This is a genomic window from Rhizobium sp. ZK1, from assembly GCF_047782645.1.
Lineage (GTDB): Bacteria > Pseudomonadota > Alphaproteobacteria > Rhizobiales > Rhizobiaceae > Rhizobium.
The window spans coordinates 2,789,385-2,813,798 of sequence record NZ_CP180586.1 but is presented as its reverse complement, the minus strand read 5'-3'; the positions used below and the strand labels follow the sequence as shown (position 1 = coordinate 2,813,798).

Below are 24,414 nucleotides of genomic sequence, written 5' to 3'. Positions count from 1 at the left end.
GTCATCGTCGGCGCGCGCCGTAGGCAAGGACTCAGTGGATATCGCGAGACAGCGGATCGGTCAGCGTAAAATTGTGGAAGACGGCTTCGAAACCGGCGCGTTGCGGTGAACAGAAGACGGGGCCGACCAGCACGTTCTCGAAAGCGGGATCGAACCAGGCGAGGCGGGCCATGCGCCATTCGTCCATCGTATCCGTGCTGTACTGGATAAAGATAGCATCGCCATTGCGCGTGGCGCGCACTGAGATCGCATCGAAATCATGGCCGATACGGAAAGCCGACCAGTCGGAATTGCCGTTGGTGACCACGGTGCTGAAGTGCCTGGCCCCATCGGTATATTCGATGCCGCATTTTATCCAGTGCTTCTCACCGGCGCGGATCATCAGGCCAGCCTGATCGTAGAGCGCTTCGTAATTGCCCGAGAAGGTGACCTCGGCAGTGAAGTCGCCCTTTCGGCTTTCATGCAGGAAGTGGCCGTCGTCGCGGTGAAAGCCGTAATAAGTGCCCTGCCAGAAATCGGTCTTCTCGCCGGAGCGAACGTGAAGGGCGCCGTCGCGTTCCTCGAACAAGGGCGGCGCGTTCAGCCAGGCCATGTGTTTCATGCTCAGATCTCCCGCAGGAAGGGATTGTTACGGCGTTCGTCGCCGATGCGGCTGCCGGGGCCGTGTCCGCAGATGAAGCCGACGTCGTCGCCGAGCGGCAGCACCTTGTCCCGGATGGAATCGAGAAGCTGGCGATGATTGCCGCCCGGCAGGTCGGTGCGGCCGATCGAGCCGTTGAAGAGCACGTCGCCGAGATGGGCAAAGTTCTGGGCGCGGTTGAAATAGATGACGTGGCCGGGCGCATGGCCCGGCGTGTGATAGACCTCGAATTCGTGCGAGCCGAAGGAGACCTTGTCACCATCCTTCAGCCAGCGGTCGGGAGTGACGTTCTGAAGGCCCTGCACGCCACATCTCTCGGCCTGAGTCTCGATGCGCTGCAGGAGCGGCAGATCGTCCTCATGCGGGCCGACGATGTCGATGCCGAGCTTTTCCTTGAGTTCGTTGGCCCCGCCCGCATGATCGAGATGGCCGTGGGTCAGCCAGATTTCCTTGATCTTGAGGCCGTGCTCCTCGATCACGCCCGCAATGAGCGAGACATCGCCGCCGGGGTCGACGACCACGCCTTCCTTCGTATCGGGATCGAAAAGAATGGTGCAGTTCTGCTGGAAGGGTGTCACCGGAATGATACCGGCCTGGAGCATGCCCATGAATGCCTCGCTTCGCGTCTTCAATGCCCTGTCTCTATAGGCGCAAACGCAGTCGAAGGCAGCCGGAATTTTCGGCAGACTCACGCGAAAAAGACAAGCCGCAACAGGAATTTATCGGCTGTTCAAAGGGTGGGTCGTGATGCTCTCCGGCGGGTTTATTCCATTTTTTCAGATGCTTATCGAGGATTTTCTCGTGCCGTTCGCCAGCCCGTTCGTGCGCCGCGGAACATCCTCGCAACCCACGCGTTGTCAGCCCATCACAACAAGGGAGACCTTATAATGACCTTGAAGAGAAACCTTCTGCTGGCCGGCGCCTTTCTGGCCGCAAGTGCCGGCTTCGCCCAGGCGGACATGGTAGCGACGTCCATCAACGACCTCAACATCCGCTCCGGCCCCGGCCCGCAATATCCTTCCGTCGGTCTTGCCACGCGCGGCTCGACCGCCGTGCTCGATGGCTGCATCGAAGGCAGCCGCTGGTGCCGTGTCGACGTGAGTGGTGTGCGCGGCTGGGTCTATGCCGAATATCTGCAGGTCGATCAGGGCGGCTCGCCTCTCATCGTCGAGCAGCATCGCGCCGATCTCGGCGTGCCTGTCGTGACTTATGAAACGACCTCCAGCGTCGTGCCGGCAGAGCCTATGCCCGCACCAGGCGACGAGTTGATCGGCCCGGTCGGCTCAGTTGAGGCCATCACGCCGCCGGACGAAGTCCGCACCTATATCGACACAACCCCGACACAGGCCGTGCAGCTTGGCGGTGATGTCGTCGTCGGTGCCCAAGTGCCCGCCGACGTGACCTTCCAGACGATCCCGGATTACCAGTATCGTTATGTCCGCATCAACGACCGGCCGGTGCTGGTCGATCCGGGTACGCGCCGCATCGTGTACGTCTATCAATAAGCTCAAGGGGAGAGGCGGCCATGCGGCCGCCTTCGGTTTGTCGAAGGCCTCGCCCTCCACTTGGCGTCATGCTCTGCCTCGTGCCTGATATCTGCTGCGGATCGGCGATGGCAGATGCTCGGGACAAGACCGGGCACGACGAAAAAAGCTGGCGTATCCGCCCGGCCGATCCCTACAATCTCTCGCCTGGGTTGCCCGAATTCTCCACTTCTCCTCCTGAATATGATAATATTCCAATATGTCATCTGGTGATGGCATGAGTCGGCGATCGGGGAGATCGCCATAGGAGGAAATTATGGAAGCGCTACTTCCGCTCATCACTCAATTGATTGCGGGTGCTGTCGGCGGCAATATCGCAAGTGCTGCTCTCAAGCAGCAGGCGATCAACGTCGTTGCCCGCACGGTCGCGGGCGCTATCGGCGGCATCGGCGGCGGCATGCTGCTCAGCATGCTCGGTGGCGAAGCGGCAATGACCGGGCTGATCGCCGATGGCATCGGCGGGCTGATCGGCGGCGGCATCCTTTCGACGCTCGCCGGGCTGGTCATGGCCAAGGCACGCTGAAGGTTCGAGCGCTCTGGACGCTGGACAACGAAACGCCCCGGTAGACGTAAGCGCCTGGCCGGTGGCATGAGTGGCTGAGGTCTTATTCGGCGGTTGCAGAGGCCGGATAGATTTCCTCCATGTGGTCGTTCGTCAGCGTTCCCGAGATCGTCTCCGACGTGAGGCGATACAGCTGATTTCGGATATAGGGTGACTTCCGCGGCCAGGCCGGTCGGGAAGCACTCGGAGAGGCTCTCACTTCTTTCAGGAAGATTGCCCGTTCGACGACTTCAACGCCATGGTGCTTGGTGAGTTCGATCCGGCGGCGATGCTGCTGAGAGGCAATTAGGGGTGGCGTATGAAGGACGCCGTCCTTGACGAAGGAGAAATTGGCGCCGGTCGCCTCGGCCACTTGACCGCGATAGTCGAGCATCATTGCATCTGCCTACTGCATAATTCCTTAAATCGGAATCGATTTAAGGACAAAATTATGCAGAAACTCAAAGTGTTGCAGCGTCCTTTGCGCGTCTTAAAAGACGCGCGGCGCTGTAGCCTTTGGCTTCGGCCGCATGCTTGCAGATGGTGCGATCATGTAGAGACCGGCGGCCTTGGAGAAACTCGGTACCGTCTTTGGATCGAAACGTCGACACTCGCCATATCGAGGCGGATGCTCTTCGGCTTGTCAGCCGGGTTGAAGTCATTGTCCCACTGCCAAATGGCGATTGCCATGTTGATGCAGTTCGTCTGGGAGGACACATCCATCATCGTGCTGCCGCGCTACGCGATCGGTTGCACGTGAGCGTGGGAAGGGTTGGCGCTTCAGGCGTTTGATCGTTGCCGTGTCCAGCTTCACGACGGAGTAGGGCATCTTGAAGCCGAGGATCTCGGCGACTTGCGCAGGCGCTGATTGTGTTCGGTGAGTTTGGAGACCTTGCTCCTCCGGCGCGTTTGCACCATGTCTGTTGATTGTTGTCCCCATTACGTTCTATCCACTGTCGCAAGGGGAGACTGCGCGTTGCGTTGGAGATTTGTCGGGCGGGCTTTAGTTTTCGGAAAAAGAACAGTCCGTGCGGGGGCTCCCCCAAAGTTCAGGGAAGCTATCGGCGACGTAAATTCATGTCACCAAGGCTGGCATATTTTTATGAAAACGTTGCTGACATCGCGCCAAGAGAGAGGAAATGCCGAGTGCCACGACAGACCAGCTCGAAAGCAGGCAAACCTGAGCCGCTGGCCACGCCAATGGAGGATGTCGGCATCATCGATTTCGAGATCATCGAGCTGTTCTTCTTCGCCTATCGCGACTTCGTATCCGATCCCGACGCCATTCTCGAAAAAAGTGGCTTCGGACGGGCGCATCACCGTGTCGTGCACTTTGTCAACCGCAATCCGGGCATGACGGTCGCCGATCTGCTCGATACGCTGAAGATCACCAAGCAGAGCCTCGCAAGAGTGCTGAAACAACTGATCGATTCAGGCTATATTCGGCAGGTGGCAGGCCCGGAGGATCGCCGCCAGCGCAAACTCTATCCTACCAAATCGGGCAGGGATCTGGCACTGGCGCTTGCCGAGCCGCAATCACGCCGTATTGAACGGGCATTCGAGGAAGCTTCCCCGGAGGCGCGGGAGGGCGTAAAGGCATTCCTCAGAGGCATGCGAGACAGACAGAAGGCGGATTGAATGGCGGTGAAAACAGGCATTTCCGATGACGCGGCGCATCTTCTCGTCGTCGACGACGACACCCGTATCCGCGCGCTCCTGAACCGCTACCTGACGGAAAACGGTTTTCGTGTGACCATTGCCTCCGATGGGGCGGAGGCGCAGCGCAAGCTCGCGGGGCTCGATTTCGACCTCATCATCATGGACGTGATGATGCCGGGCGAATCCGGCATCGAGGTGACACGCGGGCTCAGGGCCGTGAAGAACGTGCCGATCATCATGCTGACGGCGCTTGCCGAATCCGACAGCCGTATTGCTGGGCTTGAAGCCGGCGCCGACGATTATCTTCCCAAGCCTTTCGATCCGCGCGAACTCGTTCTGCGTGTCAACAACATCCTGCGGCGCAACAGCGGCGGTGATACGCTGAAGATCGAGCAGATCATGTTCGGGCCTTACACCTTCTCGCTGACGCGCAAGGAGCTGAAGAAGGCGGCGGAAGTGATCCGCCTGACGGATCGCGAGCAGGAGATTATGCTGCTTTTTGCCCGCCGGGCCGGCGACACGATCCCACGGCACGAGCTGATCGGAGACGATGCGGAAGTCGGCGAACGCACCATCGACGTTCAGATCAACCGCCTGCGCCGCAAGATCGAGGACGATCCTGCCAATCCGGTTTGGCTGCAGACGGTGCGCGGCATCGGATACAGGCTGAGCATCGACTGAAACGACAGGTTCGGGACCGGCGCAAATGGTGACATTCGACAGCTTGCGGCGGGAAGACCGCTCCCCTGCACCCGGCTGGCGCTGGTTTGTGCGCTGGCTGCGCCGGCGATTGCCGACAGGCCTCTATACGCGTTCGCTGCTCATCATCATCATTCCGATGGTGCTTTTGCAGTCGGTCGTTGCCGCTGTTTTCATGGAGCGTCACTGGCAGATGGTGACGGAGCGGCTGTCGCTAGCCGTGACCCGGGATATCGCCGCCATCATCGAGATCATCGACACCTTTCCGCAGGATGCCGATTATAGCGATATAACCCGCATTGCCCGCGATCAGCTCAACCTGCAGATTTCAATCGAGCCGGATGGAGATCTGCCGCCGCCGCGCGAAAAGCCGTTTTTCTCGATTCTCGACGGCATTCTGAGCGACGAGATCACCGAGGAAATCCGCCGTCCGTTCTGGATCGATACGGTCGGCAATTCCAACCTCATCGAGATCCGCATCAAGCTCGACAACCGCATCCTGCGCGTCATCACAAAACGCAGCCAGGCCTATGCATCGAATACCCATATCTTCATTCTCTGGATGGTCGGCGCGTCACTGGTGCTGATCGCGATCTCGATACTCTTCCTGCGCGGCCAGATCCGGCCGATCCTCAATCTGGCGCGGGCGGCGGAAAGCTTCGGCAAGGGGCAGAAGGCCGACAATTTCTATCCGCGAGGGGCCGACGAAGTCCGGCGCGCAGGTCTTGCCTTCATCCTGATGCGTGAGCGTATCGAGCGGCAGATCGAGCAGCGCACGGCGATGCTCTCAGGCGTCAGCCATGACCTCAGGACCATCCTGACACGCTTTAAGCTTCAGTTAGCGCTCGCCGGGGACAATCCTGATCTTGCCGGGCTCAATGAAGACGTCAACGACATGCAGACCATGTTGGAGGCCTATATGGCCTTTGCCAAGGGCGAGGTGGAGGAGGATGTCGGAGAGCTGAAGCTCAGCGAGGTCTTCGAGAAGCTTGAAGTCGATTTCGAGTTGCACGGCAAGACGCTGACCTATTCCATCGAGGGCGAGGATCATGTCTCGGTGAGGCCAAACGCCTTCCTGCGGCTCGTCACCAATCTCGCCTCCAACGCAAGGCGCTATGCCGACACGCTCAATGTCGAGGTCAGGCACAGCGCAAAGTGGCTGACCATCGTTTTCGACGATAATGGTCCGGGTATTCCCGAGAAGTACCGGGAGGATGTGTTCAAGCCGTTCTTCCGGCTGGATAGCGCACGCAATCTCGATGCTTCGGGCACCGGTCTCGGGCTTGCCATCGTGAGGGATATCGCGCGCAGCCACGGCGGTAATATCACACTTGGCGACAGCCCGCTTGGTGGATTGAGGGCAACGGTGCGTATTCCGGCCTAGCCTTTTGCAGCCGGTTTGGCGGTATCGAATTCATTCAGGTGGACGACGATCCAGCGCCAGAGCGAGACGACCTGTGTCAGTAGCTCGCGGCCGAGCGGTGTCAGCTCGTATTCGACGCGCGGCGGCACCTGCGGATAGAGTGTGCGGATGACGAGGCCGTCGCTTTCGAGCGTACGCAACGTCTGGGTCAGCACCTTCTGGCTGATATCCTCCACCCGTTCCAGCACTCTTGAAAACCGCAAGGGGCCATCGGCCTCCGAAAGCACGTGCAGGACGCGCAACGGCCACTTGGCTGCGGCGCGTTCCAGCATTTGCCGCGCCCGCGCATCCTGCTCGTCGCTCATGTTGCGGCAAAAATCGAAGATGTCGTCTTTCATCTCAGTTACTTTCAGGTGCGTATAGATCTGTAAGGTACCTTCTTTCTAATGGAAACAATAGATCCTAAATGAAGCGAGAACCGAAAAGGAGGTTTCCATGTCGAAGGTTTGGTTGATTACAGGAAGCTCGCGCGGCCTCGGGCGGGCGACGGCCAATGCCGTGCTTGAGGCCGGTGACAAGCTGGTCGCGACGGCGCGCGATCCCGCTCAACTTGTCGATCTCGTCGAAGCGTATGGCCCACGCGTTGTTGCGCTGCCGCTTGATGTGACAGATGAGGCGGCGGCTGAGACTGCGGTGAAGACCGCGGTCGAAACATTCGGCCGGCTCGACGTGCTGGTCAACAATGCAGGTTACGGCAATGTCGCGCCGATCGAGGATACGAGCCTTGCGGATTTCCGGTCACAGATCGAGACCAATCTCTTCGGCACAATCATCATGACCAAGGCGGCGATCCCGGTCATGCGCGGGCAGGGGGCGGGGCATATCATCCAGTTCTCGTCCGTCGGTGGCAGGATCGGGCCTGTCGGGCGTGCACCCTATGCGGCGGCGAAATGGGGCGTCGAAGGTTTTTCCGAAGTGCTCTCCAAGGAGGTCGGACCGCTCGGCATCAAGGTGACAGTGATCGAGCCCGGCGGCTTCCGCACGGATTTCGCCGGCTCCTCGACGGCTCTTTTCGAAGGCCGTCCGGAATATGCCGAAACAGTCGGCGCCATGGCAGATTACCAGCGCAACTATAATGGCCGCCAGCCCGGCGATCCGGACAAGGCGGCTGCCGTGGTGCTGCACATTGCTTCGCTCGATGCGCCGCCGTTGCGACTGCTGCTCGGCAGCGATGCGGCTGCAGCGGTAGAAAAGGCGGATGCCGCGCGAATGGAGGCCGATCGCACATGGCGCGTCATCAGCCAGTCGACCGATTTCGAACAGGGCGGAGGTGCCAAGCTGATGCCCTGGGAGAAGAAGGCAGGTTGAGGTATCGACAAAAGAAAAGCGCCGCTCTGTGGCGGCGCTTTTCGTCAGGGTGTTTTCTGTCTATCAGCTTGCGACGCAGAAGTGCTCGCGACCGTCATTGCCGACATAGGTGCCGCTCTGCGGATCGAAGCTGCGGTAGCGGTAGGAGCAATAGCGCTGCCATTGAGCGCTCCAGGGTTCCATGGCGCCGACCGAGCGACCGTAGACAGGGCGACCATAGACCGGCTCGGAATAGACGGGCTCGGAATAGACGGGACGCGGCGCGCGATAGACCGGCGGCGGAGCATATTCCGGCTCATAGACCGGCGGGTCGATGTAGCGGCGCTCTTCGTAGACCGGGCCGTTATTGGCATTGGCGATGGCAGAGCCGACGATCAGGCCCGTGGCAAGGCCGACAGCGCCGCCAACGAGTGCATCGTTGCCGTGGTCGTGGCCGTGACGCCAGTAGCGGTCGCCAGCCGAGGCTTCGCCGATGGCCGAGAGGGTCAGGGCAGCGGCAGTTGCCGTCAGAAGAATGGTCTTTGCAAGCCTGTTCATGGCGTAAAATCCCAGTATCGGGAACCGGAAGCGGTCCCTTCTCTATGGCTCTGAACCTAGTGCTGCCATGCTGAATGGAGTCTGAACGACAAAACCCGGCATCGCTGCCGGGCTTCAACTCGAATTCCATGCCTATTGCGAGGGTCAGCCTGAAATCTGCAGATTGACGGCCTTCGGACCCTTGCCGCGGCGATCCGGCTCCGTGTCGAAGCTTACCTTCTGATTTTCCGTCAGACCGGCCAGACCGGAAGCCTGAACGGCAGAAATGTGAACGAAGATATCGGCGCCGCCCTTGTCCGGCTTGATAAAGCCGAAGCCCTTGTCGGTATTGAAGAATTTTACAGTGCCAGTCTCGGCCATGCCTCAGGTCCTTTTGTCTCCGCCCGCCATCCACACGGGCAGCATTACGCTATTGCCTTCTTGCGAAGACGCTGGCAGGCAGATCTTGAAATGTGAGAAAAAGGTCCCCTCTACCTCCGCCGGCTCCAGACAGGACTTATTGCCTGCTGTTTTTTGGAACCGGCTGACCGGAATATTAGCGTTTCCGGCGCGCAAATTCTTAAGGACTTCCCATGCTCGCAAAATGCCCGAACGCGCGAAGAGTGCTGCGTTTGAAGGATTTTGGCAAGCAAAAGTTTTTTAACGTGTTGCTAAGAACACACCCGCAAATCTGGCCTGTTTTCACGAAAACGCAAAAAATCCTCCCTCAGAAGCAAATGATTAACGTTTTATATCGTCTGCAATATAAGTTCCGGGCAGAATTTACCAAAAATACAACGATAGCGCGTCTTGTCACCAGCGTAAAAAAATTTCTAGATGGTCCTGAATGCCCCACAAATGGACGCGTGTTCAGGCCATTTGCGCGCGGCGGCGGGTCATTTCGGGCACGAGTTCGACTACAAGCATAGCGGTAAACATCAGTGCGCAACCGACATAACCGAGCGGCGGCATGCTTTCGCCCAAGAGAAGTGCGGCGAGCGTGGCGCCGAACAGCGCTTCGGCGGAGAGGAAGATCGCCGCCTGCGACGGCGTGGTGTAGCGCTGGGCGATGACCTGCAGCACGAAGGCGACGCCGGAGGAGAAGATGCCGACATAGAGAATTTCGGGGGCTGCTGCGCGGATATCTGTCAGCCTGATCGGTTCGAGTATCATGGCGATGATGAGTGCACAGGCTGCCGTAAACGCGAACTGGGCGCTGGACAGGGCAAGAGGCCGGCCGGTTTCGGCGACCGTCGTTCCAGCAAGCGTAATCTGGACGGACCAGAAGATGGCGCAGACGACTGTGAGCAGGTCGCCGACGGTGAGCGACGAGAGCTGGCCGCCCGAGAGAAGATAAATGCCTGATACGGCCATGATTGCGCCCGGCCAGATGACCCAGTGCGGCGAGCGACGGAGGAAGAAAACAGCAATCAACGGCACGAAGATCACGTAGAGTCCGGTGATGAAGCTGGAATTGGTGACGGTCGTCGTCTGCAGGCCGATCTGTTGTGTCGATGCGCCACCGAAGAGCGCCAGTCCGATCAGCAGATAGAGACCGAGGTGCCTGCGGCTGGTTGCGACCTTTACTTTGCGGGCTTCGAGGATGGTGAAGGGCAGGGTGGCGAGTGCAGCGATCGCAAAACGCAGGCCGATGAACCAGAAGGGGCCGATCGCCTTCATTGCCGTCGATTGGGCGACGAAGCCTCCGCCCCAGATGGCGGCTGCAAGCAATAGAAGGAGGTTCGCTTGAACGCGCGTCATTTTACCCTCAATGTTGGGGAAGCGTCTAGGAGTTATGCTTTGTGGGTTAGCAGTTGCATTTCTTTTGAGCAAGGACGAGGTTTTGCCAAACGGTTTGGAGGCGTGCGCATGGGGGTGCGGAGAGTTGCCGTTGTGACGGTAATCGTTGTGTCGGGGCTCGGGGAAGCGTCGGCCGAGACATCCTTATCCGTGCGGCCGATTTTGCACTTTGCCGATCTTCCAAAGGCGGTGCGGGCAGACATCGAGCCCAAGGATCGCGAGTGCCATATCGAAGAGAGCCGCCTTGCCGATGGCGATGCCTTCGAAGTTGTCGATGCCGGAGGAAAGAGGCTGATCATCGTACCGTGCGGCCTGGCAGGTGCCTATAATATGCCGTTCGCGCTTTATGGCGGTTACGGTGAAGAGATTTCCAGGGCGATCTTCCCGTTGAGGTTTTCGGAAACGACCGGCGATACGGCCTTCAACATCCGTTACGATAGGGTGGACGGGCGTTTTACCTCCTTCCTGAAAGGGCGAGGCATGGGCGATTGTGGCAGCTACTATGTCTGGCGCGCCGCTGAGCCGGGCAGCAAGGATTTTCTTGTTCTCGAGGAGGTGCGGATCAAGGAAGAATGCGATGCCGGAGGTGACGGCGGCCCGGCGGCATGGCCGCTCATATGGAAGCGCCAGTGACCGCGGGATATTCCGGCACGCCGCTCATCAGGAAATTGGGATTGAAGCCAGGGCAGGCTGCCTTGCTCATCAATGTTCCCGACGGGCTGACCGAGATCAATGGTTTTGAAGGTTTTGCTTCGGTCGAGCATAGCTTGCCGCCCGGCTCCTGCCGGCAGTTCGATTATATTCATGTCTTCGAAACGCAGCGCGCGCCATTGGAAGAGATGGCCACTGGGCTGCTTCGGGCCATCAGGCCCGACGGCATGGTCTGGATATCCTGGCCGAAGAAGAGTTCGAAAGTGCCGACCAGCATCACCGAGGATGCGCTACGCGAGATCCTGCTGCCGACCGGGCTCGTCGACGTCAAGGTCTGCGCCGTCGACGAGACATGGTCGGGGCTGAAATTCGTGATCCGCAGGGAATTGCGAAGTGCGCTTTAGCCGGCCCGGTTTTCGGCGCGGGAAACCCGGAGCAGTTCGCCGTCATCCTCGTCGGTCACCATCAGCAGTGCGCCATCGGGGGCGACGATGACATCGCGGATGCGGCCATAATTGCCTTCGAACATGCGTTCCTCGGCGGTAAAGGCGCCGCTTGCATCCCGCTGCATGCGCGACAGCAACTGGAATTTCAGGGCCGCCACGATGAAATTGCCGTTCCATTCCGGAAACATCTTGCCGCGATAGACGACGAGAGCGCCCGGAGCGATCGACGGATCCCAATAGTGCAGCGGCTGTTCCAGGCCCTCCTTGGCTGTCCCTTCGCCGATTTTGGCGCCGGAATAGTCGCGGCCGTAGGTGATGATCGGCCAGCCGTAGTTCTTTCCGGGCTCGGGATTGTTGATCTCGTCACCGCCGCGTGCGCCATGCTCGACGGTGTAGAGCTTGCCGTTGGCGCTGTCGAAGATGATGCCCTGCGGGTTGCGATGGCCCTTGGACCAGATCTCCGGCAGGGCTTTGCTGCCATTCTTGAAGGGATTGTCGGCGGGAATGCTGCCATCGGCATTGAGATGGACGATGGAGCCGGCGTCATCCTTCCAGTCCTGCGAACGATTGCGGTTGCCGCGGTCGCCGACGCTGATGAACAGCGAACCGTCGGGCGCGATTGCGATGCGCGAGCCGTACTGTATGTTGCCGCGGGTAAAAAGCCGCATGGTGAAAATGGGCGTGACGTTTTCGAGGCTCTTTTCATCTGATGACAGCGTGGCGCTGAAGGCCTCCGTGCCAGAGCCTCTGTTGTTGGCGGTTGCGGCGGTCAGATAGAGTTTGCGGCTGGTCGCGAAATCCGGGGAGAGGGCGACATCCATCAGGCCACCCTGACCTCGTGCGCTGACCTCGGGCACGCCATCGATCGGGTCGGAAACCTTGCCATCGCGGATGATGCGCAGTCGTCCCGGCCGCTCCGTAACGATATAGCCGCCATCAGGCAGGACCTCGACTGCCCAGGGATGCTCCAGTCCTTCGGCGAGTTTCTCGACACGAACCGAAACTTCCTGCGTCCTGACAACGTCCCCGGTCTGGGCGAGGACTGGACCTGCAAAAGCAGCGACCCCTGCGAGCAGCACGGCGAAACGGAAAGTCGAAATGGCGTCCATCATAATCCCCGTCGTCAGTTTGAGGGGAAGGTGGCGCGGGGCATGGGGCGCTTCAACGGTAATCGGCGCTCCATAACGGTTTTGTGTTCGCGGGTTGAACGAGAAGAGGTCAGTTGATTACGTGGGCAGGGAAGCGGATATCAAAATCGGCCTGTTGCAGCTCGGCGCTCATCATCCGTTGTGTGATGAAGCCAGTGCGTTTTGCTTCAGCCTTCAGGAAAAGCCCGCAGCCGATCAGCGCCATGCCGTAGAAGGCGAGGCACACGATACCAACGGCGACCAATTTTTCGATGATCGAAAGTCCGGGGAGGCCGGGTCTCGGCGATGCGGGCGGCACTTCATGGGCCACGGCGGCAGCCATGGCGAGCTCCATGTAGGTCGGCAGCGGCTGGAACGCGTCTTCATCCTCGTTCCAGCCTGCACGCTGCGATTTACCGGGCATCGCGCTTGCCTCCGGAAACAACGAGACCCTTGATGCGTCGCAGCCAGATGGCAAAACCGTTTGCTGCGACAAAGGCGGCAAAAAGCATCGTCAGGCCTTGGGTGATCGTCTGGTCGGCATGCGTTGCCTCACGGGCGCTGGAAGCCACGGCCGGTGCTGCTTCGGCGACTGAAAAGAGGCTGAACGTCGCGACGACACAGCATGCAAAAGCGATGACTGCCACCATCAGCGACAGGCAAACCCGGCTTGTGCGCAGGCGTCCCGCTGCGCGCTCATCTTCCAGAAACATGGCATGCCCTCAATAACCAATGTCCGATGGTGATAGAATACCGGTTTGATCTCGGCGCTCTCACGACCGAATTGCGGCATGCCGCAGCATTTGTTGCGGCTTATTCGTGGCAAATGGTAAACGGCCGATAACCTTGATTTTAAGGAATAAAACGGGGCCGACTTCAGAAACTGATTCAACTTCCTGTGAGGCTGGATCCGCCAATTGCGGCGTCTCGCCGAAGCGCGGTTCAGAATTCCGGATGCGGCTGCGGCAATAGATCAATAAGAATCATCGCCGCCATCACGCCTTTGCGCTTGAAATGCTGTCATACATTGGACATAGAGCTTAGCGCAGAACTCCGGTCCCGGCCTTCTGCCCGTTTCAACCTTGTAGGACCGATATCATGGCTTTCCTTGCCGATGCCCTTTCCCGCGTGAAGCCTTCAGCCACCATCGCTGTTTCTCAGAAAGCGCGCGAGCTGAAAGCCAAAGGACGCGATGTCATCGGCCTTGGTGCCGGCGAGCCGGATTTCGATACGCCCGATAATATCAAGAAAGCCGCCATCGACGCGATCAATCGCGGCGAGACGAAATACACGCCGGTATCCGGTATCCCCGAGCTGCGCAAGGCGATTGCCGCCAAGTTCAAGCGCGAGAACGGTCTGGAATATTCCTGGGAGCAGACGATCGTCGGCACGGGCGGCAAGCAGATCCTTTTCAACGCTTTCATGGCGACGCTGAACCCCGGCGATGAAGTCGTGATCCCCGCGCCCTACTGGGTGTCCTATCCTGAGATGGTGGCACTTTGCGGCGGCACGCCGGTTTTCGTTCCGGCTACCCAGGAGCATAATTTCAAGCTCCAGCCCGCCGATCTCGAAAAGGCGATCACCCCGAAGACCAAATGGTTCATCTTCAACTCGCCGTCCAACCCGACGGGCGCCGCCTATACGCATGCCGAGCTGAAGGCGCTGACCGACGTGCTGATGAAGCATCCGCATGTCTGGGTGCTGACCGACGACATGTACGAGCATTTGACCTATGGCGACTTCAAATTTGTCACGCCGGTCGAAGTCGAGCCGAAACTCTACGACCGCACCCTGACGATGAACGGCGTCTCCAAGGCCTATGCGATGACTGGCTGGCGCATCGGCTATGCGGCAGGCCCGATCCAGCTGATCAAGGCTATGGACATGATCCAGGGGCAGCAGACCTCAGGTGCGACCTCGATCGCCCAGTGGGCGGCTGTCGAAGCACTGAACGGCACACAGGACTTCATCCCCGAGAACAAGAAGATCTTCGAAGGCCGTCGCGATCTCGTCGTTTCCATGCTGAACCAGGCCAAGGGCATCGTCTGCCCTGTGCCGGAAGGGGCCTTCTACGTTTATCCGTCCTGCGCCGGGTTGATCGGCAAGACGGCTCCGTCGGGCAAAGTGATCGAGAACGATGAGGATTTCGTTTCCGAGCTGCTGGAATCGGAAGGTGTTGCCGTCGTGCACGGCTCGGCCTTCGGCCTCGGCCCGAACTTCCGCATCTCCTATGCAACCTCGGAAGAGCTGCTCGAGGAAGCCTGCCGCCGCATTCAGCGCTTCTGCGCCGCCTGCAAGTAATCGGTGGCATCAGCCCCATTCGAAGAGCTCGCCAGAGATGGCGGGCTTTTTTGTTGTCTCGTTTTTCACTTCAACGTGCTGCGGAAATGATTCCGCTTTTGCCGCCAAGTCGCTGATTTCAGATTCAGAGTCCGATCGAGCTCAGCATGATGAAGGTAGCGAAGAGGATGAAATGGGTCATGCCCTCGATGGCGTTCGTCTCACCATCGTTAAGGTTGATGGCCGCTGCAATCAGGGTGATCGACACCATCACCGTCTGGACCGGCGACATGGCCATGATGAAGGGCTGGCCGGTGTATAGCGCGATACCCTCCATGACCGGCACTGTCAGGATGACCGTCGAGAGAGAGGCACCCATGGCGATGTTGACGGTCGCCTGCATGCGGTTGCGCAGGGCCGCCCGCAAGGCTGTCAGGATTTCCGGTGCTGCGGAGATGGCGGCAACCACGATGGCCGTTACGGCAATCGGAGCACCGCTGTCGCGCAGGCCTTCGCTCATGAAGCCCGACATGAATTCGGCGAGCGCACCGATGATCACCACGCCAATGAGGATAATCGCGATCGAGGTCGAAACCGAACCCTCTTCATCGTGCTCCTCGGGATGTTCTTTCTGCCGTTCCGAGCGCGGGTAGCTGTAGGAGAAGAAGTAGCTGTGCTGGCCGACTTGCATGCGCAGGAAGAGGCCGTAGAGGGCGATCATCGCGATGATGGTGAAGCCCGAATAATAATGCCATTTATCGTGGGGCACGAATTCCGGAACGATCATCGAAATGCCCATGGCCGTCAGGATCATTACGCCATAGGTCTTGCCGGAATTGTCGTTGTAGGGCTGCTCGCCGTGCTTCAGGCCGCCGAGGAGGGCGGCAAGGCCGAGGACGCCGTTGATGTCAAGCATGAGTGCCGAATAGATCGTGTCGCGCACCAGCGTCGGCGAGCTTTCTTCGCCGCTTATCATGATGCCGAGGATGATGACTTCGACGGCGACGGCCGAGAGTGTCAGGATCATCGTGCCGTAGGGGTCGCCGACCTTGACGGCCAGCAGTTCGGCATGATGGGCGACGCGCATGGAGGCGAGCACGATGGTTACGATCAGGGCGGCGGCTGCGACGAGCGCCATGCCCCGGCCGGCCTGCATGAGAGAATGTTCCAGCAAATAGGCGATGACCGCGACGACGATCGCCACGATCAGGAATTTTTCTTCCTTGAGATGCAGTGCCATGTCCATCACCAGCGACGATTTTGATTTCCTGGGCAATCTAAGCCGGTGATTTTTCTATGCAAGCAGACTCGCGACTGATGGAATTTGCAGTCTGTGACGATTAATGGAATACTGCTTTTCATACGGCAGCCGGAAAACAGATCGCGGCGTCCTCGAAATCTTCTCAAGCGGCCCGCGCTGAACCGGACATGATCCGGAGGCCCACGGATGCGCAACGAGAAGAAGAGGAGACACATGCATGGTCAAGGTGGTCTACGAAGTCGTACCGCATGACGGCGGCTGGGCCTACAAGCTTGGGGACGTCTATTCCGAAGCATTTCCGAGCCACTCCGAAGCGCTCGAAGCAGCCCGCATCGTTGCAGCCGAACAGCAGGTCGGCGGCGATTCCGCCGAGATCAGCTGGCAGGATGCGCAGGGCAAGTGGCACGAGGAATATGCCGAGGGTGGTGATCGTCCCGAGACTGAGGTCGTGGACGGCTTTACCAAGGGCCGTTCGCCGGAGGTCTCCCCAGAGCCCTGATCTTCCGCCGATTTCCTATCGTCTTTCAGCGCGTCGTCAGGCGCGCGTTTGCTTGCATGACTTGATATAGTTCAACAGGCCCCTGACCAGCGCGTCGAAGGTGACGCGGCAGCGTGGCGAGGTCTTGAGGCTCTCGTGCATGGCGACCCATGTGCCGAGCGGGATTTCGAATTCATCCGCCATGATATGGACGAGGTCGGGGTTTGGACGGGCAAGCCCCGTCTGGCAGATGCCGATGCCGATGCCGGCACGAATGGCGGTGTATTGCGCCAGATGGCTGCTGGTGCGGAAGGAATAGGCAAGCTCGTCGGCCAGCGGGTGGAGCTTGCGCATCATGCGGATATAGGCCGTCTGCCGGTCGAAACCGATGATGCGATGACCGGCAAGCTCGGCCATGGTCCGCGGCGTGCCGTGGCGTTCCAAATAGTGGCGATGCGCGTGAAAGCCGAGCGGGATATCGCCGATGCGACGCACCATCAGCGCATCCTGCTGCGGCTCGGCCATGCGCACGGCAATATCCGCCTCCCGGTTCATCAGATCTTCCAGCGCATCGGAGGCCGAAAGTTCCACCTGCAATCCGGGATAGGCTTCCTGCAGATCGGCAATGATCGGCGGCAGGACCTCGATGCCGATCACTTCGCTGGCACTGATACGCACGGTGCCTTCCACCTTGCCGCGCTGGCTGGATGCGGTGCGCAGGAGAGCAGCAGCCGTCGTTGCCAGTGTTTCGGCATAGGGCTGGAGATCGAGCGCCACGTCTGTCGGCAGCAGGCCGTTGGATGAGCGGATGAAAAGCTCCGCGCCGACGGCCTCCTCCAGAGCGTCGATATGGCGGCCGATCGTCGGCTGCGTCAGACCGAGTTCGCGGGCGGCGGCCGAAAGCGATCCCAGCCTTAACACGGTGAGAAAGGAGCGGTAGAAGTCCCAGCTTGGCTCAATGTTCATATATTTATTTATAGCGATGCAACTTATTTCGTCAATTTTGTTTATCTGCCTGTGGAGGCATAGTCGTCTCATCGAACAAGGAGACGATCATGAGCAGCGAATATCAGGACAGGAAACTGGCGCTCGTTCTCGGCGCGACCGGCGGCATCGGCGGCGCAGTCGCCCGCAAGCTGCGGGCGCGCGGCTGGAAGGTGAGGGCGCTCAACCGAAACGCTGCGAAGGCATCCGGCAGCGAACAGGATTTCGAGTGGGTGCAGGGCGACGCGATGAACGCGGCCGACGTGCGCAGGGCTGCTGAGGGCACAAACCTTATCGTCCACGCCGTCAATCCGCCCGGCTACCGTGACTGGGAGAAGCTGGTTCTGCCGATGCTGGAGAATACGATTGCCGCGGCTCGTGCCGTCGGTGCGCGCATCCTGCTGCCTGGTACCGTCTATAATTTCGGGCCGGATGCCTTTCCTGATGTGACGGAGGATAGCCCGCAGCATCCGGTGACGAAGAAGGGCAAGATCCGCGTCGAGATGGAGAAGCGCCTGAAAGCTGCCTCTGAGACCGGCATAGGTGTCATCATCGTCCGCGCCGGGGATTTTTTCGGGCCGGGCGCCACAGGCAATAGCTGGTTCTCCGCCGCTTTCGCTACGCCGGGCAAGCCGGTTGGTACCATCAAGAACCCGGCACTGCCCGGCGTCGGGCACCATTGGGCCTATCTGCCCGATGTTTCCGAGACGATGGTGCAACTCGTCGAGCGAGCCGAACGCCTGCCGGCCTTCGCCTGCTATCACATGAACGGCTTCTGGGATGGTGATGGCCGTCAGATGGCGGAGGCGGTTCGGCGTGTCGCCGGCGGCAAGGCGAAGATCGGCCGCTTTCCATGGTTCGTTGTGCCGTTGCTTGCTCCCTTCATGACTGTCATGCGGGAGCTGAAGGAGATGCGCTATCTCTGGAAGGTACCGTTGCGCATGAAGAACGACAGGCTGGTGGCCGAACTCGGGACCGAGCCGCATACGCCGATCGATGAGGCCGTGCGTGCGTCGCTCATCGCTCAGGGCTCGCTGCCCGAACCGCATGGTGCGACGGCGCTTCTTTCGCACGCCGAAAAGGCGGTTTAAGCAAGTTCCGCGAGTGCGATGCGCGCGACCGTCAGAGGCTTCTCCGCCGAGGCATGGTCGTCATCTTCAAGGAACCAGGCGGCGGAGAGGCCGGAATAGGCGGCGATCCATTTGAGCAGCCTTGCTGGCTCGATATCGGCTTCCTTGGAGACGATCGGCAGCTGATGTTGGAGGCGTTCGGGATCTGTCACCGTCGGCAGGTCTTCGTTGGCGAAGATATTGGCGAAGTCGTAACCGCGTTCGCCATAGATCCGCTTGGGATCGATTGCCAACCAACCCCTTTCGCCGAAATCGAGGATGTTGCGGTGGTGGATGTCACCGTGGAGAATGGTGAGCTGCTGAGGCGCAGCGAGTAGGGTGGTGGCGATCTTCCAGCTGTCGGCAAAGGTGCCGCCGTAGGTGCGTGCCGCAGGCTCCAGACTGCGGAACCAGCGCTCGAGCGTCGTGGAATCGTCAAGAGGGGTGGGGCGGGGCGCATGCAGCCGTGCTGCCGTCTGCACCATGATGCGGCTCGCTTCATCGTCCTCGCCATTCAACGCCATGTCGAGCAGCGAGCATTTATCCGTCGCACGTTCCAGAAGGACGGCATCATCTTCCTGCGCGTAGACTCGAGCCGCGCCATCGCCATCCCACCATTTCATCAGCAATGCGCCGTCTCGCTCGCTGCTGTCGGTTGCGACTTTCAACATGGCGGGTTTGTCCTGCCAGATGACCGGTAGGAGACGGCTTGAATGGGTGATGATGGGTTCGCCGTTCGATGTCAGCGACCAGCGTTCGAGATAAGTCGAGAACATGGGCGCATGCTAGCGGCAATGCCCTGAAATGGAAATCCCGCCGGTTGGCGGGATTTCTGTTTGTTGAAGACGATCAGGCGACCTTTTCCAGGGTCGGATAATCGACATAACCCTTTGCGCTGCCACCGTAGAAGGTGGACTGATCCGGCGTGTTGAGTGGCAGGTTCCTTTCCAGGCGCTCGACGAGATCGGGATTGGAGATGAAGGGTTTGCCGAAGGCGACGAGATCGGCCGCGCCGTTTTCGACAGTCTCGATCGCCATATCTCTGTTGTAGCCGTTATTGACCATCCAAGCGGCGTTGCCGCCTGCCTTTTCATAGGCAGTGCGCAGCGCCTTGTAATCGAAGGACGGGTTGTCGCCCTGGCGATAATCGCGCTCGCCACCGGTCTGGCCCTCGACGACATGGATATAGGCGAGGTCGTATTTGGCGAGACCTTCAACGACATGCGTGAAGAGCGCCTGCGGGTTGGAATCGTAGGAGTCGCCTGAGGGGGTGACCGGCGAAATGCGGATTGCGGTGCGGCGGGCGCCGATTTCCCTGGTCACGGCTTCGACGACCTGGAAGGTGAAACGCGTGCGGTTTTCGATCGAACCGCCATATTCGTCGGTGCGGTCGTTGACGCCGTCGCGCATGAACTGGTCGAGCAGGTAGCCATTGGCGCCGTGGATTTCTACACCGTCGAAGCCCGCATCGATCGCAGCGCGGGCGGCCTTGCGGTAATCCTCGACGATCCCGGGAATCTCGGAGGTTTCGAGTGCGCGTGGCTCGGAGGTGTCGGTAAAGGCGCCGGTACCGTCAGCGTTGACGAGGTAGGTCTTGGCCTTGGCGATGCGGTTGGTCGAGGAAACCGGCTTGCCGCCGTTCGGCTGCAGCTCGGTGTGGGAGATACGACCGACATGCCACATCTGAACGACGATCTTGCCGCCTTCGGCATGAACGGCATCCGTCACGCGCTTCCACCCGTCAAGGGCTTCCTTGCTGTAGAGGCCGGGAACATTGGCATAACCCTGACCCTGATGCGTGATGGCGGTCGCTTCGGTGATGATGAGGCCGGCCGTGGCGCGCTGGCGATAGTATTCGACGTTGAGGTCGTTCGGGATTGCGCCCGGTGAGCGGTTGCGGGTGAGCGGCGCCATGACGATATGGTTCTTGAGAGCGATATCGCCGATCTGTGTCGGCTGGAAAAGCTTGGCCATGGAGGGTCCTTTCTGCTTGGGGGATCACTCGGCGGCAGCGGGAGCGGTCTGCGCCCGGCCGGAGAGATAGGTGAGAACAGTTGCGGCAAGGCCGATGATGGCCATGGCGGCGGCGGCGAGGGGAACGCGGTTGAGATCGAGGCCGGCGTCTATGACCATGCCGCCGACCCAGGCGCCGAGGGCATTGCCGGTATTGAAGGCGCCGATATTGATGGTCGAAACGAGGTTCGGTGCATCCCTGCCGAAACCGACGACACCGACCTGCAGGGCGGGAACCGCAGCGAAGGTGGCGGCTGCCCACAGGAACAGGGTGATTTCGGCGGGGATGAAGAAGCGGCTTGTATAGAAGAAGATCGCCGAGGTCAGCGCGATTGCCGCAAAGATCGCGGCAAGGGCAGTGCCGAGGCGCCAGTCGGCGAGCTTGCCGCCGATGAGGTTACCGACCGTCAGGCCGATACCGATCAGGAACAGCGTCCAGGTGACGCCTTCAGGTGAGATGCCCGTCACGTCGCGCAGCAGCGGGGCGATATAGGTGAAGAGCGTGAACATCGAGGCCGAGAAGAAGACCGTGACCGAGAGCGCCATCCAGAGGCGCCCGTTCCGCAATGCCGCGATCTCCCGCAGGATGCTGCTCTGCTCTTCTTGTCTATCCTTCGGCAGGATGGCGATCAGGCCTGCAATGGTGACGATGCCGATCGCGGTGACAACCCAGAAGGTGGAGCGCCACCCATAGGCCTGGCCGATGGCGGTGCCGAGCGGGACGCCGAGTACGTTCGCGAGCGTCAGCCCGGTAAACATCAGGGCGACGGCGCGGGCCTTGCGGTCTTCGCTGACGAGATTGGCAGCAACGACCGAGCCGATGCCAAAGAAGGCGCCGTGGCAGAGGGCGGTGACGATGCGGGCGATCATCAGTACCCAGTAATTGGGCGCGATGGCGCAGAGCAGGTTGCCGGCAATGAAGAAGGCCATCAGCATGATGAGGGCCGAGCGGCGCTTCAGCTTGGCAGTCGAAACCGCCATGACGGGTGCGCCGATGGCGACGGCCAGCGCGTAACCCGTCACCAGCCACCCGGCCTCAGGGATCGTGACGGAAAGGTCGGCTGCGACTTCGGGCAGAAGCCCCATGATGACGAATTCGGTGGTGCCTATCGCGAAAGAGCTCAAGGCGAGAACGAGCAGGGCAAGGGGCATAATTTACAGATCCTGCGTCAGCTGCTGGAGGAAGGCAGCGATCGTTTCTTCGTTGCGCTTGTAGAAGATCCACTGGCCGACGCGCTTGCTGGTGACGAGGCCGGCACGATGAAGGGTGCCGAGGTGCGCGGACACGGTGGACTGGGAAAGGCCGCAGCGTTCGAACTGGCTGGCGCAGACGCCCATCTCAAATGGGTGCTCCTGCGTCGGAAAATGTTCTTCCGGGTTTTTCAGCCAGTTGAGGATGTCCATCCGGGCAGGGTTGGCCAGCGCCTTGAGGATCTCGTCTTTGTCCATCGTCGTTCATCGAACTATAAATCGGATTTTCTCGATATATGGTTCGAAGATTTTCGATATGCAAATCACGGAGGCGTGAGGGCGGTGCTTTTTGTTCCGCTTAAAATTTAAGCAAAAAAAGAGGGCCACTGGAAAACCAGGGCCCTTATAAGTGTGAAGGTCAAAAACCTCCAGAGGGGAACAGCCAACGCGGTGGCACTGGGAGAGAAACCACCAAATGCATCAGCTATGAGCGATATGGTGGTTCTTTGTGCAGCTTTCAATAGTTTTTTGTGCATGTCAGCTATGCGCTGCACAAATTTTTCCGCATTGCGGTATCTGCCGGCAAAAATTCAGGCAAAAAGAAAAATTCGGGCAAAAAAAGAGGGCCACCGGAAAACCAGGGCCCTTATAAGTGTGAAGGTCAAAAACCTCCAGAGGGGAACAGCTAATGCGGTGGAACTGGGAGGAAAAGCCACCGTGTGCATCAGCTGTGTGCTATGTGGTGTTTTAATGAGCAAACAGCAACCCTTTTTTGTGCATGTCAGTCATGCACAGGTTGCATGATTTGAAATCGCTTCCATAAAAATGGAAATCAGAAGTTCCAGTTGCGGGCCTTGCTGACGATGAAATCGCGGAAGGCTTTCAACTTTGCGGCGTTCTTTATCTCGTCAGGATAGCAGAAATAGGTATCGAAGGAGGGAACGTCGGCATTGATCGCAAGCTGAATCAGGCCGGGGTCTCGACCGACGATATAGTCGGGCAGGCAGGCGATGCCGATGCCGAGCAGGCAGGCCCGCTTGATCGAGGTCTGACTGTTGATCTGCAGATGCGGAATGCGCTTGTTGTCCGACGAGCGGCCGGCGATTTCCAGCCAGTTGACGTCGAGCAGATAGTTCGGTGCGGGTTCGCCGAAAGTGATGATGCGATGATTGTCGAGATCCTCGATCTTTTGCGGCTCGCCATGGCGGTTGATGTAGGAGGGGGCCGCATAGACGTGCATATGCACGGTGAAGAGCTTGCGCTGGATCAGGTCGGACTGCTGCGGCTGGCGAAGGCGGATGGCGCAATCGGCATGGCGCATGTTCACATCCACTTCCTCGTTGTCGAGGATGAGCTGGATCTGAACATCGGGATAAAGCTGCAGGAATTCCTGGATCTTGTCGGTCAGCCAGCCCTGGCCGAGGCCGACAGTCGTGGTGACGCGCAGCTTGCCGGACGGCGTTTCCGTCGTTTCGGTCAGCTGCATCTTCACGGTTTCGAGCTTCAGAAGCACATCATGGGCGGTGCGGTAAAGCAACTCGCCCTGTTCGGTGAGGATCAGGCCGCGCGCATGGCGGTGGAAGAGCTTGGTGCCCACATCCTGCTCGAGCGCGCTGACCTGACGGCTGATGGCCGACTGGGACAGATGCAGCTTGTCAGCCGCATGTGTAAACGATCCGGCTTCGGCGGCTGCGTGGAAAATACGCAGCTTGTCCCAATCCAATGGCATTCCCCCACCCCTCATGCCACAATTACTCCGCTGCTACGGCAACGGGCATATGGCCCGTCAGATAACGTTCTGCCTCGAGGGCGGCCATGCATCCCATGCCTGCGGCGGTGATCGCCTGGCGGAACGTATCGTCCGTCACATCGCCTGCGGCATAGACTCCCTCCAGGCTGGTCGCAGTCGAATCTGGTGCGGTCCAGAGATAGCCATTGTCCTTTAGCTTTAGCTTGCCCTTGAAAAGCTCGGTTGCGGGCGCGTGACCGATTGCCACGAAGACACCATCAATGGCGACATCGGTGATGGCGCCGGTGCGGGTATCGCGCAGGCGAGCACCGGAAACGGACGGCGGCATGGGGGGCTTTGCCGGCGTACCCGTGATCTCGGCGACCTCGGTGTTCCAGAGAACCTTGACGTTCTCCTTGGAAAAGAGACGTTCCTGCAGGATCTTTTCTGCGCGGAAGCCGTCGCGGCGGTGCACGACGGTGACCGACTTCGCGATGTTGGAGAGATAGAGCGCTTCCTCGACGGCGCTGTTGCCGCCGCCGACCACGATCACATCCTTGTTGCGATAGAAGAAGCCATCGCAGGTGGCGCAGGCCGATACACCGAATCCTTGGAAATGCTGCTCGCTTTCGATGCCGAGCCATTTGGCCTTGGCGCCGGTCGCGATAACAAGCGTATCGGCGGTCCAGACCTGGCCGCTATCGGTGCGGGCAACGAAGGGGCGCTGGTTGAGATCGACTTCGGTCACGAGGTCGTTAACGATTTCGGCACCGACATGCTGGGCTTGCTGTAACATCTGGTCCATCAGCCACGGCCCCTGGATCGGATCGGCAAAGCCCGGATAGTTCTCGACATCGGTGGTGATCATGAGCTGGCCACCCTGTTCCAGACCGGCGATCAAAACCGGTTTCAGCATGGCGCGCGCGGCATAGACCGCGGCCGTATAACCGGCAGGTCCGGAGCCGATGATGAGCACCTTGGTATGGCGGGCAGACATGGAATTTCCTTTCGACTG

General features: G+C 59.6%; 29 protein-coding genes and 1 pseudogene. 12 read left to right on the top strand and 18 right to left on the bottom strand.

Annotation, left to right across the window (positions count from 1 at the left end; genetic code table 11):
• Positions 1-31: 31 nt before the first annotated feature.
• Positions 32-601: a DUF1349 domain-containing protein gene (locus tag ACK9YZ_RS14535; protein ID WP_416064286.1), complete on the bottom strand. Its 570-nt coding sequence runs from the start codon at positions 599-601 to the stop codon at positions 32-34.
• A gap of 2 nt (positions 602-603) precedes the next feature.
• The gene (locus ACK9YZ_RS14530; protein ID WP_416064285.1) at positions 604-1,248 is read right to left on the bottom strand and encodes an MBL fold metallo-hydrolase; all 645 of its coding nucleotides are present in this window, start codon (positions 1,246-1,248) and stop codon (positions 604-606) included.
• A gap of 279 nt (positions 1,249-1,527) precedes the next feature.
• Between ACK9YZ_RS14530 and ACK9YZ_RS14525 the strand changes: the two genes are divergently transcribed.
• Both ACK9YZ_RS14525 and ACK9YZ_RS14520 read left to right on the top strand, forming a co-directional pair.
• Positions 1,528-2,145 (top strand): DUF1236 domain-containing protein, encoded by a 618-nt coding sequence (locus tag ACK9YZ_RS14525; RefSeq protein ID WP_416064284.1) that lies wholly within the window; start codon positions 1,528-1,530, stop codon positions 2,143-2,145.
• Between the two features lie 295 nt (positions 2,146-2,440).
• Entirely contained in the window at positions 2,441-2,707 is a 267-nt protein-coding gene (locus tag ACK9YZ_RS14520) for a hypothetical protein (protein WP_216755352.1), read from the top strand.
• Between the two features lie 82 nt (positions 2,708-2,789).
• Here ACK9YZ_RS14520 and ACK9YZ_RS14515 read toward each other — a convergent pair.
• A pseudogene (locus tag ACK9YZ_RS14515) lies at positions 2,790-3,619 on the bottom strand (aminotransferase class IV); the annotation flags it as partial.
• Between the two features lie 252 nt (positions 3,620-3,871).
• Here ACK9YZ_RS14515 and ACK9YZ_RS14510 point away from each other — a divergent pair.
• Genes ACK9YZ_RS14510 through ACK9YZ_RS14500 form a run of 3 tightly spaced genes read left to right on the top strand, consistent with a single transcriptional unit; the run spans position 3,872 to position 6,467 of the window.
• Complete coding sequence (locus ACK9YZ_RS14510; protein WP_216755350.1) at positions 3,872-4,363, top strand: MarR family winged helix-turn-helix transcriptional regulator; 492 nt, start codon at positions 3,872-3,874, stop codon at positions 4,361-4,363.
• Entirely contained in the window at positions 4,364-5,065 is a 702-nt protein-coding gene (locus ACK9YZ_RS14505) for a response regulator (RefSeq protein WP_216755349.1), read from the top strand.
• A 25-nt stretch (positions 5,066-5,090) separates the two neighbouring features.
• Positions 5,091-6,467 carry an ATP-binding protein gene (locus ACK9YZ_RS14500; RefSeq protein ID WP_416064283.1) on the top strand — a complete coding sequence of 459 codons (1,377 nt, stop codon included), beginning with the start codon at positions 5,091-5,093 and terminating at the stop codon, positions 6,465-6,467.
• Here ACK9YZ_RS14500 and ACK9YZ_RS14495 read toward each other — a convergent pair.
• Positions 6,464-6,844: a winged helix-turn-helix transcriptional regulator gene (locus tag ACK9YZ_RS14495; RefSeq protein ID WP_253958238.1), complete on the bottom strand. Its 381-nt coding sequence runs from the start codon at positions 6,842-6,844 to the stop codon at positions 6,464-6,466. The genes ACK9YZ_RS14500 and ACK9YZ_RS14495 overlap by 4 nt on opposite strands.
• Positions 6,845-6,941: 97 nt before the next feature.
• On the opposite strand from ACK9YZ_RS14495, the gene ACK9YZ_RS14490 reads away from it, so the two are divergent.
• On the top strand, positions 6,942-7,814 hold the full coding sequence (locus ACK9YZ_RS14490) for an oxidoreductase (protein ID WP_416064282.1): 873 nt from the start codon (positions 6,942-6,944) through the stop codon (positions 7,812-7,814).
• Positions 7,815-7,877: 63 nt separating this feature from the next.
• Here ACK9YZ_RS14490 and ACK9YZ_RS14485 read toward each other — a convergent pair whose 3' ends face one another.
• The 3 genes from ACK9YZ_RS14485 to ACK9YZ_RS14475 form a co-directional block, all read right to left on the bottom strand.
• On the bottom strand, positions 7,878-8,351 hold the full coding sequence (locus ACK9YZ_RS14485) for a BA14K family protein (RefSeq protein WP_216755346.1): 474 nt from the start codon (positions 8,349-8,351) through the stop codon (positions 7,878-7,880).
• A 144-nt stretch (positions 8,352-8,495) separates the two neighbouring features.
• Positions 8,496-8,711, bottom strand: coding sequence for a cold-shock protein (locus tag ACK9YZ_RS14480; RefSeq protein WP_007824341.1), 216 nt, complete (start codon positions 8,709-8,711; stop codon positions 8,496-8,498).
• Between the two features lie 489 nt (positions 8,712-9,200).
• Positions 9,201-10,091: a DMT family transporter gene (locus tag ACK9YZ_RS14475; RefSeq protein WP_416064281.1), complete on the bottom strand. Its 891-nt coding sequence runs from the start codon at positions 10,089-10,091 to the stop codon at positions 9,201-9,203.
• Between ACK9YZ_RS14475 and ACK9YZ_RS14470 the strand changes: the two genes are divergently transcribed.
• Both ACK9YZ_RS14470 and ACK9YZ_RS14465 read left to right on the top strand, forming a co-directional pair.
• Positions 10,077-10,763, top strand: coding sequence for a DUF1176 domain-containing protein (locus ACK9YZ_RS14470; protein WP_416064280.1), 687 nt, complete (start codon positions 10,077-10,079; stop codon positions 10,761-10,763). The two genes, ACK9YZ_RS14475 and ACK9YZ_RS14470, sit on opposite strands and share 15 nt — an antisense overlap.
• On the top strand, positions 10,736-11,185 hold the full coding sequence (locus ACK9YZ_RS14465; protein ID WP_416064279.1) for a DUF3052 domain-containing protein: 450 nt from the start codon (positions 10,736-10,738) through the stop codon (positions 11,183-11,185). The genes ACK9YZ_RS14470 and ACK9YZ_RS14465 overlap by 28 nt, the downstream gene beginning before the upstream one ends.
• Here the strand turns inward: ACK9YZ_RS14465 and ACK9YZ_RS14460 are convergent.
• From ACK9YZ_RS14460 to ACK9YZ_RS14450, 3 genes are all read right to left on the bottom strand, one after another.
• Positions 11,182-12,336 carry a PQQ-dependent sugar dehydrogenase gene (locus ACK9YZ_RS14460; protein ID WP_416066746.1) on the bottom strand — a complete coding sequence of 385 codons (1,155 nt, stop codon included), beginning with the start codon at positions 12,334-12,336 and terminating at the stop codon, positions 11,182-11,184. The genes ACK9YZ_RS14465 and ACK9YZ_RS14460 overlap by 4 nt on opposite strands.
• A gap of 109 nt (positions 12,337-12,445) precedes the next feature.
• Positions 12,446-12,778, bottom strand: a complete 333-nt coding sequence (locus ACK9YZ_RS14455) for a sortase (protein WP_416064278.1) — start codon at positions 12,776-12,778, stop codon at positions 12,446-12,448.
• On the bottom strand, positions 12,768-13,067 hold the full coding sequence (locus tag ACK9YZ_RS14450; RefSeq protein WP_216755340.1) for a hypothetical protein: 300 nt from the start codon (positions 13,065-13,067) through the stop codon (positions 12,768-12,770). Before ACK9YZ_RS14450 ends, ACK9YZ_RS14455 begins: the two co-directional genes overlap by 11 nt.
• 385 nt (positions 13,068-13,452) lie before the next feature.
• Here ACK9YZ_RS14450 and ACK9YZ_RS14445 point away from each other — a divergent pair, with 385 nt between their 5' ends.
• Positions 13,453-14,655 carry a pyridoxal phosphate-dependent aminotransferase gene (locus ACK9YZ_RS14445; protein WP_416064277.1) on the top strand — a complete coding sequence of 401 codons (1,203 nt, stop codon included), beginning with the start codon at positions 13,453-13,455 and terminating at the stop codon, positions 14,653-14,655.
• 124 nt (positions 14,656-14,779) lie between these two features.
• Here ACK9YZ_RS14445 and ACK9YZ_RS14440 read toward each other — a convergent pair whose 3' ends face one another.
• Positions 14,780-15,880: a calcium:proton antiporter gene (locus tag ACK9YZ_RS14440; protein WP_416066745.1), complete on the bottom strand. Its 1,101-nt coding sequence runs from the start codon at positions 15,878-15,880 to the stop codon at positions 14,780-14,782.
• A 232-nt stretch (positions 15,881-16,112) separates the two neighbouring features.
• Here ACK9YZ_RS14440 and ACK9YZ_RS14435 point away from each other — a divergent pair, with 232 nt between their 5' ends.
• On the top strand, positions 16,113-16,394 hold the full coding sequence (locus tag ACK9YZ_RS14435) for a DUF2188 domain-containing protein (protein ID WP_007824317.1): 282 nt from the start codon (positions 16,113-16,115) through the stop codon (positions 16,392-16,394).
• A 36-nt stretch (positions 16,395-16,430) separates the two neighbouring features.
• Here the strand turns inward: ACK9YZ_RS14435 and ACK9YZ_RS14430 are convergent, their stop codons facing one another.
• Positions 16,431-17,339, bottom strand: a complete 909-nt coding sequence (locus ACK9YZ_RS14430; protein WP_416064276.1) for a LysR family transcriptional regulator — start codon at positions 17,337-17,339, stop codon at positions 16,431-16,433.
• An 89-nt stretch (positions 17,340-17,428) separates the two neighbouring features.
• Between ACK9YZ_RS14430 and ACK9YZ_RS14425 the strand changes: the two genes are divergently transcribed.
• Complete coding sequence (locus ACK9YZ_RS14425; protein WP_416064275.1) at positions 17,429-18,448, top strand: NAD(P)H-binding protein; 1,020 nt, start codon at positions 17,429-17,431, stop codon at positions 18,446-18,448.
• Here ACK9YZ_RS14425 and ACK9YZ_RS14420 read toward each other — a convergent pair.
• From ACK9YZ_RS14420 to ACK9YZ_RS14405, 4 genes are all read right to left on the bottom strand, one after another.
• The gene (locus ACK9YZ_RS14420) at positions 18,445-19,242 is read right to left on the bottom strand and encodes an aminoglycoside phosphotransferase family protein (protein ID WP_416064274.1); all 798 of its coding nucleotides are present in this window, start codon (positions 19,240-19,242) and stop codon (positions 18,445-18,447) included. The two genes, ACK9YZ_RS14425 and ACK9YZ_RS14420, sit on opposite strands and share 4 nt — an antisense overlap.
• A 73-nt stretch (positions 19,243-19,315) precedes the next feature.
• Positions 19,316-20,440 carry an alkene reductase gene (locus ACK9YZ_RS14415; RefSeq protein WP_416064273.1) on the bottom strand — a complete coding sequence of 375 codons (1,125 nt, stop codon included), beginning with the start codon at positions 20,438-20,440 and terminating at the stop codon, positions 19,316-19,318.
• Positions 20,441-20,464: 24 nt separating this feature from the next.
• Entirely contained in the window at positions 20,465-21,631 is a 1,167-nt protein-coding gene (locus ACK9YZ_RS14410; RefSeq protein ID WP_416064272.1) for an MFS transporter, read from the bottom strand.
• Between the two features lie 3 nt (positions 21,632-21,634).
• A complete protein-coding gene (locus ACK9YZ_RS14405) occupies positions 21,635-21,928 on the bottom strand; it encodes an ArsR/SmtB family transcription factor (RefSeq protein WP_113325116.1) in 294 nt (97 codons plus the stop codon).
• Between the two features lie 153 nt (positions 21,929-22,081).
• Between ACK9YZ_RS14405 and ACK9YZ_RS14400 the strand changes: the two genes are divergently transcribed.
• Positions 22,082-22,474, top strand: coding sequence for a hypothetical protein (locus ACK9YZ_RS14400; RefSeq protein WP_416064271.1), 393 nt, complete (start codon positions 22,082-22,084; stop codon positions 22,472-22,474).
• 28 nt (positions 22,475-22,502) lie between these two features.
• Here the strand turns inward: ACK9YZ_RS14400 and ACK9YZ_RS14395 are convergent, their stop codons facing one another.
• Together ACK9YZ_RS14395 and trxB are read right to left on the bottom strand one after the other, a co-directional pair.
• Complete coding sequence (locus ACK9YZ_RS14395; RefSeq protein WP_183731448.1) at positions 22,503-23,399, bottom strand: LysR family transcriptional regulator VtlR; 897 nt, start codon at positions 23,397-23,399, stop codon at positions 22,503-22,505.
• A gap of 22 nt (positions 23,400-23,421) precedes the next feature.
• Positions 23,422-24,396 (bottom strand): thioredoxin-disulfide reductase, encoded by a 975-nt coding sequence (trxB, locus tag ACK9YZ_RS14390; RefSeq protein ID WP_183803242.1) that lies wholly within the window; start codon positions 24,394-24,396, stop codon positions 23,422-23,424.
• Positions 24,397-24,414: the final 18 nt, after the last annotated feature.